Below are 17,867 nucleotides of genomic sequence, written 5' to 3'. Positions count from 1 at the left end.
GGGGGTGTCCGGCGGACCGCCGGACACCCCCTACGGCACGCCGAGTTCGAACAGGGCGTAGCCCGCGTACGAGCCGGAGGCCAGCGCGGCCAGGCCCAGCACCAGGCACTGGTAGGGCAGGGCGACCCGGCGCAGCGCGACCGCGAGCGGGACGAACAGCGGGAAGGCGGGCAGCAGATAGCGCGAGACGTTCGCGAAGTACTGCTGGCTGCCGAGCACCAGGGCCAGGGTGAGCACCGTGTGCACGACCAGCACCGCCGGCGGCCGCAGCCGGATCAGCAACGGCAGCAGCGCCAGGTCGAGGAGCACGGCGCCGACCCCGATGACGTCGGCGAACGGAAGCGCGAAGAGGTAGCCGAAGTGGCCGACGGCCACGGACGTCAGGACGTCCAGGGTCTGTCTGCCGTAGTCGAACTCGTGCCCCCACGCCTGCGACTGGAGTCTGAAGTAGCCGTCGGCCCGGCCGGTCCGGAGGCCCACCCAGCCGAGGTAGCCGAGCAGGCCCAGCGGGGCCACGAGGATCGCGGTCAGCGGACGGGCGACGCCGTCCTCGCGGCGGCGCAGCGCGAGCAGCCCGGCCAGGGCGAGCGCGGCGACCAGGGCGACGGCGGTGGGCCGGTTGAGTCCCGCCGCGAAGGTCAGCACCCCCGCCGTCAGCCAGCGCCTGGTCAGCACCGCGTACAGGGCCCAGGCGGCCAGCGCCACGTACAGCGAGTCCGAGTAGACCGCCCACTCCACGCCCGAGCCCGGCCACACGGCCCAGAGTCCGGCGGCCGCCAGCCCCGCCCGGCGGCCGCCGAACCGGGCGGCGACGGCGTGGAGGCCCAGCGCCGCGGTGAACGAGGCCACCACCGACACCAGCAGCCCGGCGCCGAACGGGCCGAGACCGGTGACCTCCATGGCCAGCCGCATGAGGGCCGGGTAGAGCGGGAAGAACGCGGCCGAGTTGCCCTGGAGGGTGATCAGGCCGGAGGCGCCGGGAACCGGGACCAGCGCGGGGTGGTAGCCGTGCAGGGCGATCTGCTGGTACCACCAGCCGTCCCAGGTGCCCAGTACGTCCCAGACGTGCGCGCCGCCCCCGAAGCGCGGGTGCTTCCGGCGGAAGTCCCCTGCCGAGTCCAGCAGGTACATGAACGAGCCGAAGCCGATGAGCTTCAGGATTCCGTACATCGCGAGGACCGGGCCGTGGCGGCGCGCCCACCGCCGGAGTGCCGGGACGGCCGGTGAACCGGGAGCTGGGGTCCCGGGGCGGGCCGCGGGTGTGATCGTCACCGGTGTCGTCATGAGGCGGCGGACTCCGTCCGGTGCCGGCGGGACGGCAACAGCCCCGGCAGGAGGGCCAGATGGGCGGCGGCCAGTACGGCGAGCTCGGCGCGGTGCCCGGCGCTGGGCGCGGCGTGCCGCAGGACGGCGAGCGAACCGGCGGTGAGGGCGAGCCGGGTGCCGAGGCCGGCCGGCGCCAGTGTGCCGAGGGCCGTCCGAGCCACGGTCCAGCAGGCCAGCAGGGAAAGGCAGTTGGCCGTCTGCTCGCCGGCCGACGGGCGCACGGCCGCGTACACCAGGAGATGGGCGAGGGCTGTGAGGGCCGCCGGGGTCACGGACCGCCGGCCCCGGCCGCCCGTCGGCAGCGCGCCCCGGGCCAGCGCCCAGCCGACCCGCGCGACACCGCGCAGGTCCGCGACCGCGGTGGCCAGCAGCGCCACCCGGCTGTCCGGGTCGTCCACCCAGTCGACCGGTACCTCGTGGATCCGCAGCCCGGCCCGTTCGGCGACGACCAGCAGTTCGGTGTCGAAGAACCAGCCGGTGTCCCGCACCAGCGGCAGCAGCCGCTCGGCCGCGTCCCGGCGGACCGCCTTGAATCCGCACTGCGCGTCCGAGAACCGGACCGAGAGGGTGCAACGCAGCAGGACGTTGTAGCAGCGCGAGACGATCTCCCGCCGGGGGCCGCGCACCACCCGGGAACCGGGCGCGAGCCGGGTTCCGATGGCCAGGTCGGAGTGGCCCGAGAGCAGCGGGGCGACCAGCGGCAGCAGCGCCGTGAGCCCGGTCGACAGGTCCACGTCGAGATAGGCGAGCACGGGGGCCCGTGATCGCGACCAGGCGGCGCGCAGCGCCCGGCCGCGCCCCTTGTCGGCCAGCCGTATCCACTCCACCTCGGGCAGTTCACCGGCGAGCCGGGCGGCGATCAGCGGGGTGGCGTCCGTGCTGGCGTTGTCGGCGACGGTGATCCGGAAGGGGTGGGGGAACGTCTCCCGCAGGTGGGTGTGGAGCCGTCGCACGCTCGGCTCCAGGTCGGTCTCCTCGTTGAACACCGGCACGGCCAGGTCCAGGACGGGCTCGTGCTGGTGCGCGGGGGGCGGGGGAGCCGGGGCCGGCGAGGTGGCCTCGGCCGACAGAGCCTGTGAGTGTTTCATGGTGTTTTCTCACATTCGTGATCGGTTGTCGGGCATGCCGAAGGCACACCCGGCGGGGCGGTGGCGGGCGGAGGAGGTGTGGGCTGCCGCTATCCGGCCGAACCGGCCGAGTTCGAGGGGTCGGCTCCCTCGGTGGTGGGTGCCGACGGCGGGGTCGTGGTGGCCGTGGAGTCCCCGGACGCGCCCTCCGACGACGAGGTCGAGCCCGAGTCCGGGGTGGTCGTGCCGGACGGCGTGGACGAGGCCGGGGGACCACCGGTGTCCGAGACGTTCGACGAGGGCGCGCCGGTGCTCCCGGGCGGCGGCGGTGCCGAGGCCGTCGCCCCCGTGGCCGGTGCGCTGGGGGTGGGGCTGGACCACGGTGTCGTGCCCGTGCCCGTGCCCGTGCTCGGACCGGGACTGGTCGCGGGCCACGGCCGTGGTGCGCCGGGTTCGTCACGGACGCCGGCATGGGGCCACAGGAAGAGACCGAGGCAGAGGCCCGCGGCTGTGAGGACGCCGCCGGCCGCCCGCCGGGCCGCGCGCACCCGCCGCCGGGCGCGCACACCGGCCCGCAGCCGGTCCCGGTGCCGCGGCTCGAACGCCGTCGGTTCCCGTTCGCCGTGCATCAACCGCGTCAGCTGCCGTTCGAAGTGATCCATGGCTTCTCCCTCACCCCACCGGCTCGATGACGTCGGCCAGCAGCCGGCGCAGCCGGGCCACACCGCGTTCCGCGTGCGACCGGGCCGTGCCCACCGGGCACCCCAGCACCTCGGCCACCTGCCGGTCGGGCAGGTCCTGGTAGTAGCGCAGTACGACCGCGGCCCGCTGACGCGGGGTCAGCAGGGCGAGCGCGGCCTCCAGGCGGGACCGCTCGGCGACGGCCGCCGACAGGTCACCGGCCGCCGCCACCTCGGGCAGCTCCTCGACGGGGCGCTCGCCCCACCAGCGGCGCCGCGCCGAGCGCGCGGCGGCCCGGGCCAGCACCTTGCGGACGTACGCCTCCGGCGCCTCGTCGGCGATCTTCGGCCAGACGAACCACAGCCTGACCAAGGACTCCTGCAAAAGGTCCTCGGCCCGGTGCCGATCGCCGCCCGTGAGCAGACGGGCCAGGTGGAACAACCCCGACCAGCGGGCCGCCACGAACTCGTCGTACTCACCGGCCCGGGCCTGCTCCGTTCCCTCGGTTCCCACGGTCCTCGCTCTCCCCGGCTGCCTACACCTGGGAAAAGGCCCTGGGAGCGACGGAACGCTGCACCCGGTCCGGGTGATCCCCGTCACGTGCGGGCCGCCGGACAATTCCGTGGCGCGCCGGGGCGCCGTCCCCGTAAGCTCCCGGCGATGACCACTTCCTCTGTTCTCAGATTGGGGGCCCCGTCCACACAAGGTGAGTGCTGATGGCCACTCATCCCATGGACGAGGACACCCGGCTCCTCCTCTGGCGGCGGATACGCGAGTTCGCGGTACCGCCCGCCATGATCGAAACCGCGACTGCCCGGCGTGCCGCCGGAGACTGGTCGGGAGCGTGCGCCGCCGCCGGTTTCGACGTCGACCTGAACCTGCGCGTCCTGGCCCGTACCCGCGGCCGGGACCTAGCGGAGCGGGTCCGTGCAGATCTGCGGCGGTTCGCGCCCGACCTGTTGCGCTGGCACCTGCCGAGGGTCGCGCCCGACGGACTGCTGCGGCCCGGCCGGACCATGGCGCTCGCCCGCTACGACGCCGGGCCGGGATCCGTGCGGCTGGTGGTCAGGACGCCGCCGGCCTGGGCCGGCGGCGGACAGCGGATCAGCCTCGCGCTCTGGGACGGGACCCTGGGCGAGCCCGCCGCGCGCGGGCATCCGCACCCACGCCCCGGCCGCCGGTTCCGGTTCGACCTGCACCGCCACCTGTGGGACGCGGACAGCGCACCCGACCTGCGGAGCCGGTCGGGCGCCCGCCGTAGCCCCGATACGGGAGCCGCCGGCGAAGCCCTCACCGGTGCGGGAGCCGCCTGGGAAGCCCTCACCGGTGCGGGAGCCGTCGGCGAAGGACCTGCCGGCGAAGGACCCGTCGGCGGCGGGCGGCCGTACAGATGGCTCGCCGACCCACCGGGCACCTCCCGCGGCCCGTCTCCCGACGCGACTCTCGGCTCACTTCGCGACACCGGCCCCGCGACGGAGTCGTGTGCCACCGACCGGTGGGCGGAGGAGGCCGGGATCGTGCTGCGCGCCGAGGGGCGGGACAGCGGAACCGTCGTCGTGCACCTGCGCGGCAGGCAGCGCCTCGCGCTGCACCTCGCGGCCGACGGGACGGTGACCACGGGTCCCGTCCCGGACGCCGGGGCGCTGCCCGTGCTGCCCGACGCGGCGACCTGGACCCTGCCCGACCTGGAGCTGCTGGACGCCGGGCTGATCGACGCCGGACAGCTGCACCCGCTGGTCGCGGACGCGCTCGTGCCCGGCCACGCGACGGCCGGCCGGAGCCCGCGCCAGGACCCGGCCGGACGGCCGGACCTCGTGGAGTGCCGGGGCGCCCGGCACCGCATCGGCCTGGTCGACGGGGTGCTGTCCCCGCTGGACCACGCCCCGGACGAACTGCGCCGTGAGGAACTGCTGGTGGCGCTCGGCGGACCGCCGCTGCCCTGCCTGCGGGTCATCGACGAGGCACACCGCGGTCCCGAGTGCCTCACCGGCGTGCGCGAACGCCTCGACCACGGGGACATCGCCGGCGCTCTCGCCGTCGTCGAGGGGCTGCTGGGGCCCGAAGCGGTACTGCGTGACGGCCCGTTGAAGGACGAACTCGAGTCGGCCGCCCGCCGCCGCATCGCCCACGGCCTGTACCGGGCGGGCCTCGCCGGACCCGGCACAGGCCCCGTCCGCACCCGGGAACGGCGGCGGCCGCGCTCCCGCGACCCGCGCCTGGGGCCCCGCCCCGCCGACTGGCGCTGATCCACACCCACCTGCCCGACCCACACCCCTAGGTGATCTCCCATGCCCCTGCGCGAAACCGCCCGACTCGACGTCGCCGAGGACCTGCTGAAGCTGCTCGGCGACCGCGCCACCGAACCCCGCCCCGACGACCAGTTGGAGGCGCTCACCCTCGCCGTCGCCGCCGACCTGCCCGTCCTGCTGTGGGGCGAGCCCGGCATCGGCAAGACCGCCGCCCTGACCCAGCTGGCCGACTCCCTCGACCTGCCGCTCACCACGGTGATCGCCAGCGTGCACGAGCCGTCCGACTTCGCCGGGCTGCCCGTCGTAGGAGACGACCCCGCCGTCCAGGGCGTCCCGATGGCCCCGCCGGACTGGGCGGTCCGGCTGGTGAAGGCCGGCCGGGGCCTGCTCTTCCTCGACGAGCTGTCGACCGCGCCGCCCGCCGTGCAGGCCGCGCTGCTCCGGCTCGTCCTGGAACGACGGGTCGGCGCCCTGCGACTCCCGCCCGGGGTACGGATCGTGGCGGCGGCCAACCCGCGGTCCTCGGCCGCCGACGGCTGGGAGTTGAGCCCGCCACTGGCCAACCGGTTCGTGCACCTGCGGTGGGCCCACGACCACGAGGTGGTGGTGCGCGGCCTGGGCGGCACCTGGCCCCGGGCGACCCTGCCCCGGCTCGACCCCGGGAAGCTCACCGCCGCCGTGGACTTCGCACGCCGCGCGGTGTGCGGTCTGCTCGCCACCCGGCCCGCACTCGTCCACCGTCTGCCCAGCGGGGAGACCCGCAGGGGCGGCGCCTGGCCGTCGCCGCGCAGCTGGGACATGACGCTGCGGCTGGTCGCCTTCGCGCACGCCGCCGGCTCCTCCCGGGACGTGCTCTCCCTCCTGGTCCGGGGCACGGTGGGGGACGGCCCGGGGCTCGAACTGCTCGCGAGCGTCGACCGGTTGGAGCTCCCGGACCCAGAACTCCTGCTCGCCGACCCGGACGCGGCCGAACTGCCGGACCGCGGCGACCTGCGCCAGGCCGTGCTCGACGGGGTGGTCGCCGCCGTCCGCGAGCGGCCCGACCGGACCCGCTGGGACGCGGCCTGGGCCCTGCTGGTCCGGGCGCTGGACACCGGCGCCCCCGACCTGGTGGTGGTACCCGCCACCACCCTCGCCTCGCTGCGCCGGGAGGACTGGGACGTGCCCGAGGCCGTGGAACGCCTCGCCGGGGCCGTCTCGGTGTCCCGGCGGGCCGACCGGGCCGCCCGGCACGTCGCGGCGAAGGCCGGGCGATGAGCGCCGCGCCGGCCGGGACGCTGGACCTGGAGAAGCTGTACGCCGCCCGGCTGCAGGCCGCCCGGGCCAGGCCCTACCTCGCCACCGCCCTGTTCGCCCTGAACGTGGTGGAGTCGCGGCGGGTTCCGACGATGGCCGTCGACACCCACTGGCGCTGCTACGTCTCGCCCGCGTTCGTGGACCGGATGCCGGTGCAGGACCTGGCCGGGGTCTGGGTGCACGAGGTGTCGCACCTGCTGCGCGACCACCACGGGCGCAGCGACCGGGTCGCCGGGCAGCGCGGGCTGACCGGAGCCGGTGAGCGGCTGCGGATGAACATCGCCGCGGACCTGGAGATCAACGACGACGCGTACGGCGACGGACTGGTCGCTCCGCAGGGCGCCGTCCGGCCGTGCGACCTGAGGCTGGACGAGGGCCTGCTGATGGAGGACTACCTGCGGCTGTTCCGGCTGGGTCCGCTCACCGGGGACCTCACCTGGCTGGACTGCGGCAGCGGAGCGGACGGACGCGAACGCGAGTGGGACCTGGGGCCGGACGGCGCGCACGGCCTCGGCGAGCAGGAGCGGGACGGGGTGAGGTTCCGCGTGGCGCAGGCCATCACCGGGCGCCCGGGGAGTGCTCCGGAGGGCTGGCGGCGCTGGGCGGAGGAGGCGTTCCATCCGCCGCAGCCGTGGCGGGAACTGCTGGGTGCGGCGGTCCGCTCGGCGGCCTCCGCCGCGGGGGCGGGCGACGACTACGACTACGGTCGCCCATCCCGCCGTTCGGCGAGCCTGCCCGGGGTGGTGCTGCCCAGCCTGCGCCGCCGCCCGCCCCGGGTCTCCGTCGTCATCGACACCTCCGGCTCGGTCAGCGACGCCGAACTGGGCAGTGCCCTGCTGGAGGTGGCGGCCATCGCCCGCGCCGTCGGCGGCCGCCGCGACCTCGTCAGCGTGGTCTCCTGCGACGCGGCGGCCAGGACCGCGCACCCCCTGTGCCGCGCGGAGGGCATCGCGCTGGTGGGCGGCGGCGGCACCGACCTGCGCGAGGGCTTCACCAGGGCGCTGCGGGCCCGCCCCGCTCCGGACGTGGTGGTGGCCCTGACCGACGGACAGACACCGTGGCCGACGACCCGGCCGCCCTGCCGGACGGTGGTCGGGCTCTTCCCCCGCTCGCACACCGGAACGCCGTACGACGAGAACAACCCCGACTACGTCCCCGACGAACCGCCGGCCTGGGCCCGGGTCGTGCGCATCGGATGACACCGCAACCCACCCGGCCGCTACTCCGCCCGGGTCGCGGCCAGGTAGTTGTACGCGGACGCCCGGGAGATGCCGAGGCGCGCGGCGACCTGCTGGACCGCGCCGCGCACCGCGAAGACGCCCTGCCGGTCGAGGTCCCGGAACAGGTCGAGGCGTTCCTCGCGGGCGAGCTGCGGCCACGGTCTGGTCTCGCGCAGCTGGCGCGCGTCGACGAGGGAGTCCAGCACGGCGGTGATGTCGTCGCCGAACGTCGTGGTCGGCGGTGCCTCGGGCAGGGCCGCGACGCCGGCCAGGTCGGCGACGAGCGCGTGCACCTGGGTCACGGCCGTGACGTCGAGGTTCACGCACAGGGCTCCGAAGACGGTGCCGGCCGAGTCGCGCAGCACCATGGTGGAGGACTTGACCAGCTTCCCGTCCCGCGTGCGGGTGAGGTAGTTCAGCTCGTCGGCCGCCGCGTCACCGGCGGCCAGCAGCTTCATGCCGATCTCGCTCATGGACCCGCCCACCCCGCGGCCGGTGACGGAGCCCGCGATGGCCACGACGGATCGTTCGGGGCGGCGGAAGTCATGGACGACCACCTCGCAGAAGGCGCCGAAGGTCGCCACCATCCCTTCGACGACCGGGGCCAGCGCCGAGATGATCGCGTCCTGCTCGCTCCGTGCCGAGATGATCGCGTCCTGTTCGGCCCGCGCCGCGGGCTCGTCCGCCGCGTCCGCCGCTTCCTGTGCCATCCGCTCGCCTCCGTGTCCCCCGCGCCGACATCCCGGCCGGGGCTCCCCGGCCCACCGGGTCTGGACTTCGCGTCCAGATGATAGACAATAATTCCATACCGGCGACGTCGAACGGCTCTGCTCGACGTCCACCCGGCGCCCGCCGGCGCCCAGACACGGAGGACGACCATGCCCGACACCACGCCGCCCGTGACCCTCCAGGACGTGCGGGACGCGGCCGAGCGGATCAAGGGAGTGGCCCACCGCACCCCCGTGCTGCGCTCACGCACCCTGGACGCGCTGGTCGGCGCCGAGGTCTTCCTCAAGTGCGAGAACCTCCAGCGCATCGGCGCCTTCAAGTTCCGGGGCGCGTACAACGCGGTGTCCCGGCTCTCCGCGGAACAGCTGGCCAGGGGTGTCGCCGCCTACTCCTCCGGCAACCACGCGCAGGCCGTCGCCCTGGCCGCCCGCGAACTGGGCACCACCGCCGTGATCGTGATGCCCGAGGACACCCCGCGCGCCAAGCTGGAGGCGACCGCCGGATACGGCGCCGAGATCGTGACCTACGACCGCTACACCGGCGACCGCGTAGCCATCGGCGAGGCCCTCGCGGCCGAACGCGGACTCGCCCTGGTCCCGCCGTACGAGCATCCGCACGTGATCGCGGGACAGGGCACGGCCGCCCTCGAACTCCTCGAGGAGGTGGGCGAGCTGGACGCCCTGGTGGTGCCGGTGGGGGGCGGCGGGCTGATCGCGGGCAGCGCCACCGCGGCGAAGGGCCTGCTGCCCGGGATCCGGATCGTCGGGGTCGAGCCCGAGGCCGGGGACGACACCAGGCGCTCCCTCCAGGCCGGGCGCCGGGTGTCCGTCCCGGTGCCGAGGACCATCGCCGACGGCCAGGCGGCCGACATCCCCGGCGAACTGACCTTCTCCGTCAACCGGCGCCTGGTGGACGACATCTGCCTGGTGAGCGACGACCAGATCCGGGACGCGATGCGGTTCGCCTTCGAGCGGATGAAGACCGTCGTGGAGCCGAGCGGCGCCAGCGGTCTGGCCGCGCTGCTCGCCCACCGGGTCGAGCCGCTGCCGCGCCGGATCGGGGTCGTCCTGTCCGGCGGGAACGTGGGTGCCGAGCGGTTCGCCGAGCTCGTCGCGGGCTGAACCCGCCGAGCCGGCCGGGATGCCGGACGGTGGCGGAATCGACGTGACCCGACCGGGCCGCGGCCCGCGTGAACCGACGTCGCGCCAGTACACGCGGGGTACGGCCGGGGCCGTTCCGGCTCACAGTCCGCGCCACCGCCCCGCCGGGCGGCCCGGCCGCGATCGATCCGCGCCCCGGCCGGCGGGATGCCCGGCCGCCCCCGGACCCCGTGGACCCGCCGTCCCCGTCACCGCGGGCGGCCGGTGCCGGACCGGACGCATGCCCCGGCCCCGATCGGGTACGCGTGGCGTGGCCGCCCGGTACCTACCGGTCCTGCGGCCGGTACCACCACTACCTGGGGATCTGTCATGGAGACACCCGCACACGACGACATTCCGACGCCGGCCCAGCGGGCGCTCGACACGCTGGCCGTGAACGCCGAGGACCGTGACGCGCTGGACACGCTCGCACACAGCGACGTGCTGGTCCCGGTGCCGGACGACGCGGCGGAGGCGGCCGACCCCGCGATGATCGCGCTGCCCGTCCTGGACCGGCCCGACGGCGACCCCGTCGTGCCCGTGTTCACCTCGGAGGGAGAGCTGACCGGCCTGCTGCCGACGGTCTCCCGCTACCGCCTGGTGCCCCTCGGCGCGCTCGCCTCGCAGTGGCCGGAGGACAACCTGTCGCTCGCCATCGACGGCAGCTCGACGCACGCGCTGACGCTGACCTCCGAGGGCGTGCGCACCCTGCTGGCCCGTCCGGCGGGCTGACACCGGATCCCGGTCACCCCGCCGTCGCCGCGCGCGCCAGAATGGCCGCATGGAACTGATCTCCGGGGTGGCCGGGGGACTGGTGCTGATCCTGGTCCTGCGCAGCATCCTGCGCACCCTCGTGGTACCCCGGGGCCTGTACTCCGTGCTGGTGTACCGGCTGTGGTGGACCCTGCGCAGACTGCTCCGCCTCGCCGCGCGCGGCGGCGACTACCGGGCGATCGACCGGGCGGAGACCTGGCTCGCCCCGCTGATGCTGGTCGGCATGCTCACCGCGTGGCTCGGCGGGGCGTTCCTCGCCTTCGGCCTGCTGCTGTTCGCGTTCTCCCCGCTGTCCTGGAGCACCGCGTTCCGGGAGGCCGGCTCCAGCCTGTTCACCCTCGGGTTCGCCAGCGGCGCCCGGCTGCGGCTGTCCGCGCTCGACTTCGTCGCCGCGGCCACCGGACCCGTCGTCATCGCCCTGCAGATCGCCTATCTCCCCACGCTGTACGCCGCCTACAACCGCCGCGAGCTGGAGGTCACCCTCCTGCAGTCCCGGGCCGGCGAGCCCGCCTGGGGCCCCGAGATCCTGGCCCGGCAGTGGCTGGTCGACACCGAGGTGGCGCTGCCCCAGCTGTACCGGGACTGGGAGCGGCTGGCCGCGGACATGGGGGAGAGCCATGCCACCTACCCGGTGCTGCTGGCGTTCCGCTCGCCCCGCCCCTACCGCAGCTGGCTGGTCGGGCTCATCGCGGTCATGGACGCGGCGGCCATGCAGCTCGCGCTGACCCCGCGCACCGCCCCGCCGGAGGCCCGCCTGGTGCTGCGCGCCGGATTCACCGCCCTGCGCGACATCGCCGCCTCGGTCAGGGCCGACTTCGACGCCGACCCGCCCCCGGACGCCCCGATCGACCTGACGTACGCCGAGTTCGAGGCGGCCGTGACCATGCTGGAGAAGTCGGGTTTCCGCGCGGAACGCGGCACCGGGGAGGCCTGGCCGCACTTCCACGGCTGGCGGGTCAACTACGAGGCCGTGGCCTACGAACTGTGCCGCCGGTGCGACGCCGTACCGGCGCTGTGGACCGGCGGGCGCGATTTCCCGTCCGAGCCGATCCCGCCGATGCGCCCGGTGGACCGGCAGCCCTCCGAAGGACGGCCGGAACTTCCTCCCGGCCACGGATAGCCCGGCCCGTCCTGAGGGAAGATCCCAGCAGGGGCCGGGAGACGGAGAGGGGCGGATCGTCGTGAGGGTCGTCCTGCTGGGCACCGCCGCCGGCGGCGGATTCCCGCAGTGGAACTGCGCCTGCGCACTGTGCGCCGCCGCCCGGGACGGCAAGCTGCCGTCCCGTACCCAGGAGTGTGTCGCCCTGACCGGCAACGGCCGGGACTGGTGGCTGCTCAACGCCTCGCCGGACATCCGGGCCCAGCTCACCGCCACCGCGGTGCTCTGGCCCGGGCCGGGTCCCCGGGAGACCCCGGTGCGCGGAGTGCTGCTCACCGACGCCGAGGCCGACCACGTCACCGGTCTGACCGTGCTGCGCGGGGCGCCGGACCTGAAGGTGTACGCGGCCCCGCCCGTGCGCACGGTGCTGGCCGCGGTGCGCGGCGCCCTGGACCGCTACGCCGCCTGGGAGTGGGCCGACAGCCTGGCCGACGGCGGGTTCGTGCTGTCCGGCGGTCTGGTGGTCACCGCCCATCCGGTGAGCGCCAGAGCCCCGAAGTACGTCCCGCCCGCGCTCGCCGAGGCCGACGGCCGCTGGGTCACCGCGTACCGGATCGAGGACCTGGCCACCGGCGGAGTCCTGCTCTACGCGCCGTGCGTCGGCGCCTGGAGCGACATGCTGGACGAACTGTGCGCCGAGGCCGACTGCGTCCTGCTGGACGGCACCTTCTTCACCGCCGACGAGATGGGCGCCACGGCCCGGTCCGGCCCCGGGCAGGCAGCCATGCGGCACCTCCCGGTCTCCGGACCGCACGGCAGTCTCGCCGCCCTGGCCCGGCATCCCCGCACCCGCCGGATCTACACCCACCTCGACAACACGAACCCGCTGCTCGACCCGGTCTCCCGGGCCCGCGCGCAGGTGGCCGAGGAGGGCGTCGAAGTCCTGCCGGACGGCATCGAGTTCGCGCTCTAGCGCCGTGACCGGAAGGGCCGGCGGGAAAGTTCGCGGTGTCCGGCGCGCGGTGGGTGGGAAGGCGGAGGGTCGTCCTCGTGCCGGGCGTAATCCGGTGAACCCGACCACGCCGCGAGGCGCGGTGGCCGTCGGCGCGCCCGGCGTGGATCGCGGGACGGCCCTCAGTCGCCCGGGGCGTCCAGCGTCCGCTCCAGCGCGGCCCGCTGCAGCGGCAGTACCTCGGCGTGCACGGCGCGGCCCCTGGGGGTGAGCGCGACCCACACGCCCCGCCGGTCCTCGACACACACGGACCGCTCCACCAGGCCGTCCTTCTCCAGGCGCCCGATCAGGCGGGACAGGGCGCTCTGGCTGAGATGGATCCGTCCCACCATGTTCTGCACCCGGCAGTGGTCGCCCTCGGCGGGCGATTCCGTGGCCAGCAGGTCGAGCACCTCGAAGTCGCTCGCGCCCAGCCCGTGCGGGTGCAGGGCCCGGTCGATCTCGCACATCGTGCGCGCGTGCACCGACAGGATGTCCCGCCAGCGTTCCTCCAGCCGGGCCCCGGCCGTCTTGACTGCCATACCCGCACCGTAGCACCGATCCGGCCAATCGTTGAGTGTGCAACTAGTGCGACTAGTGCGGATGCGGGCAGTCTTCGGAGGACCCGCGGGACGGGCCGTACGACGCTCAGGCCACCGGGTCCTGGAGCAGGCCCACCATGTTCCCGTCGGCGTCCTTGACCGAGGCGACCAGCCGGCCGTTGCCGACGTCCCGGGCGTCCTGGACCAGCTCGGCACCCGCCGCCAGCAGCGCCGCGAGCCGCTCCCGCAGATCGGTGACGTGCCAGAACGGCGTCGGCCCGGTCAGCCCCTGGGCATGCCCGTTCGGGTCCAGGCCGACGTCCTGCCCCGCGGCCTTGAAGCCGATGTAGTAGGGCTCGTCGGCGTACGGCTCCACGCCCAGCAGCGCGCCGAACAGCGCCTTGGCCCGCTCCGCGTCCTTCACGGGGTAGATGATCGTCTGGATGCCTGCGGTCATGGTCTTCTCGCTTCTCGTAGTACCTGGCTGCCCGGCGCGGTGCGTCCGGTGGTGACCACGCTAGGAGTACGAGGGGCCGCACCGCTTCTCGAAAACTGACCGGATGGCGCGGGCCCGTTCGCCCTGCCCCCGACGGGGCGCCGGGGCAAGGCGTCAGCCGGTCGGACACCGGTGGGCGTCCGGTCTCGGACAAGGCCCGCCGACTGCCTGACGTGGCGGCTCCGGCTGCGCGACAGTGGGAAGTCCAACCACGGGGAGGCGGGCGGACGGAGGCCGGTCGGATGCTGAGGAACTCCCGGAGCGTGACCCGTCTGGACATCCTGGACTGGCTCAAGGACCCGGCGGCCCGCCTCCCGTCCCGGCGGCACGCGGACCTCACCGAGGGCGGCGTCACCGTCCGGGCCGTCGCCGCCGGACTCGGTGTCTCCCGCAGGGTCGCCGGGAGTCATCTGGTCGTGCTGGCCCGGCTCGGGCTGCTGCGCACCCGGCGCATCCGGCACCGCACCTACTACCGGCGCGACGAGGTCCGTATCGCGGAAGTGGCCCGGATGTTCGAGAAGGGCTGGTGAGAGCGGTTACCCCTGTCAGTATGGGATTCATGGACCGACCCGCGCGCCTCGTCCCGCTGCACTACGTCGCCATCGGCGGCCACGGCCCGGAGGACGTGGTCGCGGATCCGGACGGCGGTGTCCTGACCGGCGTTGCGGACGGCCGCATCCTGCGCCTGGACGGGCTCGGCGACCCGGACACCGCCCGGGTGAGGGAGGTGGCCCGCACCGGCGGCCGCCCGCTGGGCCTCGAACTCCTCGCGGACGGCGACCTGTTGGTGTGCGACGCGGAACGCGGCCTGCTGCGCGTGGGTCTGGCCGACGGCGCCGTCCAGGTCCTCGCCGACACGGCCGACGGGGAGCCGCTGCGGTTCGCGAGCAACGTGGTCGCCCTGCCCGACGGCACCGTGTACCTCACCTCCGCCAGCCGCCGCTTCCCGCTGGACCACTGGATCGGCGACATCGTCGAGCACAGCGGCACCGGCCGCCTGCTGCGCCTCGCGCCCGGCGCCCGCACGGCCGAAGTGGTCTGCGACGGGCTCCAGTTCGCCAACGGGCTGGCCGTCAGCGGCGACGGCACCTTCCTGATCGTGGCCGAGACCGGCGCGTACCGGCTGACCCGGTTCTGGCTCACCGGTCCGCGGGCGGGCCGCGCCGAGTTCTTCGCCGAACTCCCCGGCATGCCGGACAACTTGTGGCGTGACGGCGAACTGACCTGGGTCGCCCTGGCCGGTCCGCGCAACCCACCGCTCGACCTCTTCCACCGCGCCCCGCCCGCCGTTCGCCGGGCCGCCGCGCGTGCCGCCGTGCACGCCCCCTACCGCCCGGCCGGCACCGTCGCCGTCGCGGCCCTCGACGACCACGGCAGGGTCGTCCACCACCTGGCCCGCCGGCACTCCGGCTTCCGCATGGCCACCAGCGTCTGCGTCACCGGCCGCCACCTGGTCCTCGGCAGCGTCCGGGAACCCGGAGTCGCGGTCTGCGCGGCCCCCACCGCGAAGTGACCGCCGGGTAGACCCGGCGGTACCCTGGGGCACCCCCGTCGGGGTGGTGCCGAACAGGAGAGTCACGACCATGACAGCGCCGGAAGCCGAGAGCCTCCGTGTCCAGCCGAGCCCTTGGCGGCCCGACCCGCGGACGCAGGCACCGGTCGTCGCGGTGGTCGCCGCGGGCGGCGCGCTCGGCGCGGTGGCCCGCTACGCCCTGGCCCTGGCCCTGCCCACGGCCGCCGGGGGCTTCCCCTGGGCCACCTTCTGGACGAACGTCGTCGGCTGCGCCGTGATCGGCTCCTTCCTGGTCCTGATCACCGAGGGGCGGCCCGCGCACCGACTCGTCCGCCCGTTCTTCGGCACCGGCGTACTCGGCGGCTTCACCACCTTCTCCACCTACGCCGTCGACATCCAGAAGCTGGTGGACCACGGCCGGCCCGCCACCGGCCTGGCCTACCTCGCCGCGACCCTGTGCGCGGCGCTCGCGGCCGTGTGGTGCGCGGCGACCGCGACCCGCCGTGCCTTCTCCCTCATGCGCCCGGACGAAACGGGCAAAACGGACGTGAAGGGTAAGAACTCGTTGTGAACTGGCTGTTGGTCGCCGCCGGCGCCGTCGTCGGTGCCCCGCTGCGCCATCTCACCGACCGCGCCGTCCAGTCCCGGCACGAGTCCGTCTTCCCCTGGGGCACCTTCGTGGTCAACGTCACCGGATGCCTGGTCCTCGGCCTGCTGACCGGCGCGGCCTCGGCGGGCGCCGCGAGCCCGCACCTCCAGCTGCTGCTGGGCACCGGGCTGTGCGGGGCGCTGACGACGTACTCGACGTTCTCCTACGAGACCCTGCGGCTGACCGAGACCGGTGCCGGGCTCTACGCTGCGGCCAACGTCGTCGCGAGCCTGGCGGCGGGACTCGGGGCGGCCTTCGCCGGGGTGGCGATCGCCCAAGCCGTGTGGGCCTAGGACTTGCTTCACAACCGCCCGCTGTAAGACTGTCTACAGCACTGTCGACCAAACTCTGCAGAACTGGATCCCATGAGCGCCATCTCCGTCGGTCAGGCCGTCGTCCTCGGTGTCGTCGAGGGGGTGACGGAGTTCCTTCCCGTCTCCTCCACGGGCCACCTCAAGATCACCGAGGGGCTCATGAACATCCCCGTCGACGACCCGTCCGTCGTCGGGTTCTCGGCCGTCATCCAGGTCGGCGCCATCGCCGCCGTGCTGGTGTACTTCTTCAAGGACATCCGGCGGATCGTCTCCGCCTGGGGCCGTGGCCTGGTCAACAAGGAGGAGCGCTACCACCACGACTACAAGTTCGCCTGGTGGGTGATCGCCGCGACCCTCCCGATCGTCGCGGTGGGCCTCGCGGCCAAACCGCTGATCGACGGTCCGCTCGCCTCGCTCTGGGTGGTCGCCGGTTCGCTGATCCTCGGCTCCGGCGTGATGTGGGCGGCCGACCAGATGGGCCGCCACAAGCGCGGTGAGGACGACACCTCCTTCGCCGACGCGATGTGGGTCGGCTCCTCCCAGATCCTCGCCCTGCTCTTCCCCGGCTTCTCCCGCTCCGGCGCCACCATGTCCACCGCGCTCATCCGGGACCTCGACCGCGTCGCCGCGACCCGGCTGTCCTTCTTCCTCGGCATCCCGGCCCTGACCGGCGCCGGACTGTACGAGCTCAAGGACGCCCTGGGCGCGGGCGTCGGCGCCGCCCCGCTGGTCGTCGGCACGGTGGTCTCCTTCGTGGTGGCCTACGCCTCCATCGCCTGGCTGCTGAAGTTCGTCGCCAAGCACTCCTTCAACGCCTTCGTGATCTACCGGATCGTCATCGGCCTGGCCCTCTTCGGGCTGCTCGCCACGGACACGATCAGCGCCTGACCCGCTCACCGAACGCGCCACGGGGTGCGACGCCTGTTCCCTCGGCGTCGCACCCCGTGCGTCTTCGGCGGCCGGGCGGCACCCCCGGCTTCGGGCGCCCCTTGACAGGCGCGCCCCGCACCCCGGACCATCTCACTCGTGAACCTGTCAGACAGCCGGACAGCCGGACAGCTCCCACGGCGTGTGAGCGCCATGGAGGCGGTCCTGGCGCACCTGCGCGGCGCCATCGAGCGCGGCGCGTACGCCATCGGCGACAAGCTCCCCTCCGAAGCGGAACTGTGCCGCTCCCTGGAGGTCAGCAGGCCCGTCCTGCGCGAGGCCCTGCGAGCCCTGCAGACGATGGGCCTGACCGTCTCCAAGACCGGCAAGGGCACCTTCGTCCTCGCCCGCGCCGTCGAGGACCCCACCTTCGGCGACTACGCGGCCAGCGACCTGCTGGAGGTGCGCCGGCACGTCGAGATCCCGGTCGCCGGGTACGCGGCCGTGCGCCGCACCCCGGAGAACCTGGACCACCTGACCCGTCTGCTCGACCGCATGGAGCGGGAGACGGACACCACCGCGTGGGTCGCGATGGACACCCTCTTCCACCTCTCCGTGGCCGAGGCCGCCCAGAACCCGGTCTTCCGCCGGGTCATCGAGGAGATCCGGGACGCACTGGCCCGCCAGTCGGCGTTCCTCGACGAGCTGGGCGGCCGCCGCGAGCAGTCCGACCGCGAGCACCGCGCCATCGTCGAGGCCCTGATCGACGGCTCCGAGTCCGACGCGGTGGCCGCCATGAGCCACCACCTGGACCGCGTCGAGACGACCCTCGGCCGCATCGTGCGCTCCGTGCGCACGGACGAACGTCCGGAAGACGGCGCCGGGCCGTGAGCGAACAGCACCCCGGGGCCGCGC

The 17,867-nt window shown here is 74.5% G+C and carries 20 protein-coding genes; 13 read left to right on the top strand and 7 right to left on the bottom strand.

From position 1 onward, the window contains the following. Nucleotides 1-30 precede the first annotated feature (30 nt). From ACFY3I_RS25950 to ACFY3I_RS25935, 4 genes are all read right to left on the bottom strand, one after another. A complete protein-coding gene (locus ACFY3I_RS25950; RefSeq protein WP_390863088.1) occupies nucleotides 31-1,284 on the bottom strand; it encodes a hypothetical protein in 1,254 nt (417 codons plus the stop codon). Beyond that, nucleotides 1,281-2,414: a dolichyl-phosphate beta-glucosyltransferase gene (locus ACFY3I_RS25945; protein ID WP_390863086.1), complete on the bottom strand. Its 1,134-nt coding sequence runs from the start codon at nucleotides 2,412-2,414 to the stop codon at nucleotides 1,281-1,283. The genes ACFY3I_RS25950 and ACFY3I_RS25945 overlap by 4 nt, the downstream gene beginning before the upstream one ends. Nucleotides 2,415-2,503: 89 nt before the next feature. Continuing rightward, nucleotides 2,504-3,055, bottom strand: coding sequence for a hypothetical protein (locus ACFY3I_RS25940; RefSeq protein WP_390863084.1), 552 nt, complete (start codon nucleotides 3,053-3,055; stop codon nucleotides 2,504-2,506). 10 nt (nucleotides 3,056-3,065) lie between these two features. Next, nucleotides 3,066-3,587 carry a SigE family RNA polymerase sigma factor gene (locus ACFY3I_RS25935; RefSeq protein WP_390863082.1) on the bottom strand — a complete coding sequence of 174 codons (522 nt, stop codon included), beginning with the start codon at nucleotides 3,585-3,587 and terminating at the stop codon, nucleotides 3,066-3,068. Nucleotides 3,588-3,790: 203 nt separating this feature from the next. Here ACFY3I_RS25935 and ACFY3I_RS25930 point away from each other — a divergent pair, with 203 nt between their 5' ends. From ACFY3I_RS25930 to ACFY3I_RS25920, 3 genes are read left to right on the top strand one after another with little or no spacing between them, the layout of a single operon-like run. Further along, nucleotides 3,791-5,320 (top strand): hypothetical protein, encoded by a 1,530-nt coding sequence (locus tag ACFY3I_RS25930; RefSeq protein WP_390863081.1) that lies wholly within the window; start codon nucleotides 3,791-3,793, stop codon nucleotides 5,318-5,320. A gap of 42 nt (nucleotides 5,321-5,362) precedes the next feature. Then, complete coding sequence (locus ACFY3I_RS25925) at nucleotides 5,363-6,580, top strand: AAA family ATPase (protein WP_390863079.1); 1,218 nt, start codon at nucleotides 5,363-5,365, stop codon at nucleotides 6,578-6,580. Next, the gene (locus tag ACFY3I_RS25920) at nucleotides 6,577-7,818 is read left to right on the top strand and encodes a VWA-like domain-containing protein (protein WP_390863078.1); all 1,242 of its coding nucleotides are present in this window, start codon (nucleotides 6,577-6,579) and stop codon (nucleotides 7,816-7,818) included. Before ACFY3I_RS25925 ends, ACFY3I_RS25920 begins: the two co-directional genes overlap by 4 nt. A 20-nt stretch (nucleotides 7,819-7,838) precedes the next feature. Here the strand turns inward: ACFY3I_RS25920 and ACFY3I_RS25915 are convergent, their stop codons facing one another. Next, entirely contained in the window at nucleotides 7,839-8,549 is a 711-nt protein-coding gene (locus tag ACFY3I_RS25915) for a transcriptional regulator (protein WP_390863076.1), read from the bottom strand. 168 nt (nucleotides 8,550-8,717) lie between these two features. Here ACFY3I_RS25915 and ACFY3I_RS25910 point away from each other — a divergent pair, with 168 nt between their 5' ends. The 4 genes from ACFY3I_RS25910 to pqqB all read left to right on the top strand — a co-directional run bounded on the left by ACFY3I_RS25910 (nucleotide 8,718) and on the right by pqqB (nucleotide 12,553). Further along, complete coding sequence (locus tag ACFY3I_RS25910) at nucleotides 8,718-9,689, top strand: threo-3-hydroxy-L-aspartate ammonia-lyase (protein WP_390863074.1); 972 nt, start codon at nucleotides 8,718-8,720, stop codon at nucleotides 9,687-9,689. 348 nt (nucleotides 9,690-10,037) lie between these two features. Beyond that, entirely contained in the window at nucleotides 10,038-10,439 is a 402-nt protein-coding gene (locus tag ACFY3I_RS25905; protein WP_365287383.1) for an SseB family protein, read from the top strand. A 49-nt stretch (nucleotides 10,440-10,488) separates the two neighbouring features. Next, on the top strand, nucleotides 10,489-11,601 hold the full coding sequence (locus ACFY3I_RS25900; RefSeq protein ID WP_390863072.1) for a hypothetical protein: 1,113 nt from the start codon (nucleotides 10,489-10,491) through the stop codon (nucleotides 11,599-11,601). Nucleotides 11,602-11,662: 61 nt separating this feature from the next. After that, complete coding sequence (gene pqqB / locus ACFY3I_RS25895) at nucleotides 11,663-12,553, top strand: pyrroloquinoline quinone biosynthesis protein PqqB (protein ID WP_390863071.1); 891 nt, start codon at nucleotides 11,663-11,665, stop codon at nucleotides 12,551-12,553. Between the two features lie 161 nt (nucleotides 12,554-12,714). On the opposite strand, the gene ACFY3I_RS25890 is transcribed toward pqqB, so the two are convergent. Together ACFY3I_RS25890 and ACFY3I_RS25885 are read right to left on the bottom strand one after the other, a co-directional pair. Continuing rightward, nucleotides 12,715-13,113 (bottom strand): MarR family winged helix-turn-helix transcriptional regulator, encoded by a 399-nt coding sequence (locus tag ACFY3I_RS25890; protein WP_390863069.1) that lies wholly within the window; start codon nucleotides 13,111-13,113, stop codon nucleotides 12,715-12,717. 106 nt (nucleotides 13,114-13,219) lie between these two features. Next, nucleotides 13,220-13,570 (bottom strand): VOC family protein, encoded by a 351-nt coding sequence (locus tag ACFY3I_RS25885; RefSeq protein ID WP_351322685.1) that lies wholly within the window; start codon nucleotides 13,568-13,570, stop codon nucleotides 13,220-13,222. 281 nt (nucleotides 13,571-13,851) lie between these two features. Between ACFY3I_RS25885 and ACFY3I_RS25880 the strand changes: the two genes are divergently transcribed. The 6 genes from ACFY3I_RS25880 (at nucleotide 13,852) to ACFY3I_RS25855 (ending at nucleotide 17,843) form a co-directional block, all read left to right on the top strand. Continuing rightward, nucleotides 13,852-14,139, top strand: a complete 288-nt coding sequence (locus ACFY3I_RS25880; RefSeq protein ID WP_390863067.1) for an ArsR/SmtB family transcription factor — start codon at nucleotides 13,852-13,854, stop codon at nucleotides 14,137-14,139. 29 nt (nucleotides 14,140-14,168) lie between these two features. Further along, nucleotides 14,169-15,122, top strand: coding sequence for an SMP-30/gluconolactonase/LRE family protein (locus tag ACFY3I_RS25875; RefSeq protein ID WP_390863065.1), 954 nt, complete (start codon nucleotides 14,169-14,171; stop codon nucleotides 15,120-15,122). Nucleotides 15,123-15,192: 70 nt separating this feature from the next. After that, nucleotides 15,193-15,693, top strand: coding sequence for a fluoride efflux transporter CrcB (crcB, locus tag ACFY3I_RS25870; RefSeq protein WP_390863063.1), 501 nt, complete (start codon nucleotides 15,193-15,195; stop codon nucleotides 15,691-15,693). Further along, a complete protein-coding gene (crcB, locus tag ACFY3I_RS25865; RefSeq protein ID WP_390863061.1) occupies nucleotides 15,690-16,064 on the top strand; it encodes a fluoride efflux transporter CrcB in 375 nt (124 codons plus the stop codon). Before crcB (ACFY3I_RS25870) ends, crcB (ACFY3I_RS25865) begins: the two co-directional genes overlap by 4 nt. A 72-nt stretch (nucleotides 16,065-16,136) precedes the next feature. Continuing rightward, on the top strand, nucleotides 16,137-16,973 hold the full coding sequence (locus tag ACFY3I_RS25860; protein WP_390863059.1) for an undecaprenyl-diphosphate phosphatase: 837 nt from the start codon (nucleotides 16,137-16,139) through the stop codon (nucleotides 16,971-16,973). 192 nt (nucleotides 16,974-17,165) lie between these two features. After that, nucleotides 17,166-17,843: a FadR/GntR family transcriptional regulator gene (locus ACFY3I_RS25855; RefSeq protein WP_390863331.1), complete on the top strand. Its 678-nt coding sequence runs from the start codon at nucleotides 17,166-17,168 to the stop codon at nucleotides 17,841-17,843. Nucleotides 17,844-17,867 lie beyond the last annotated feature (24 nt).

Source organism: Streptomyces sp. NPDC001068 (genome assembly GCF_042897315.1).
Classification (GTDB): domain Bacteria; phylum Actinomycetota; class Actinomycetes; order Streptomycetales; family Streptomycetaceae; genus Streptomyces.
The sequence above is the reverse complement of the archived record's forward strand: the minus strand, read 5'-3'. Positions and strand labels throughout refer to the sequence as shown.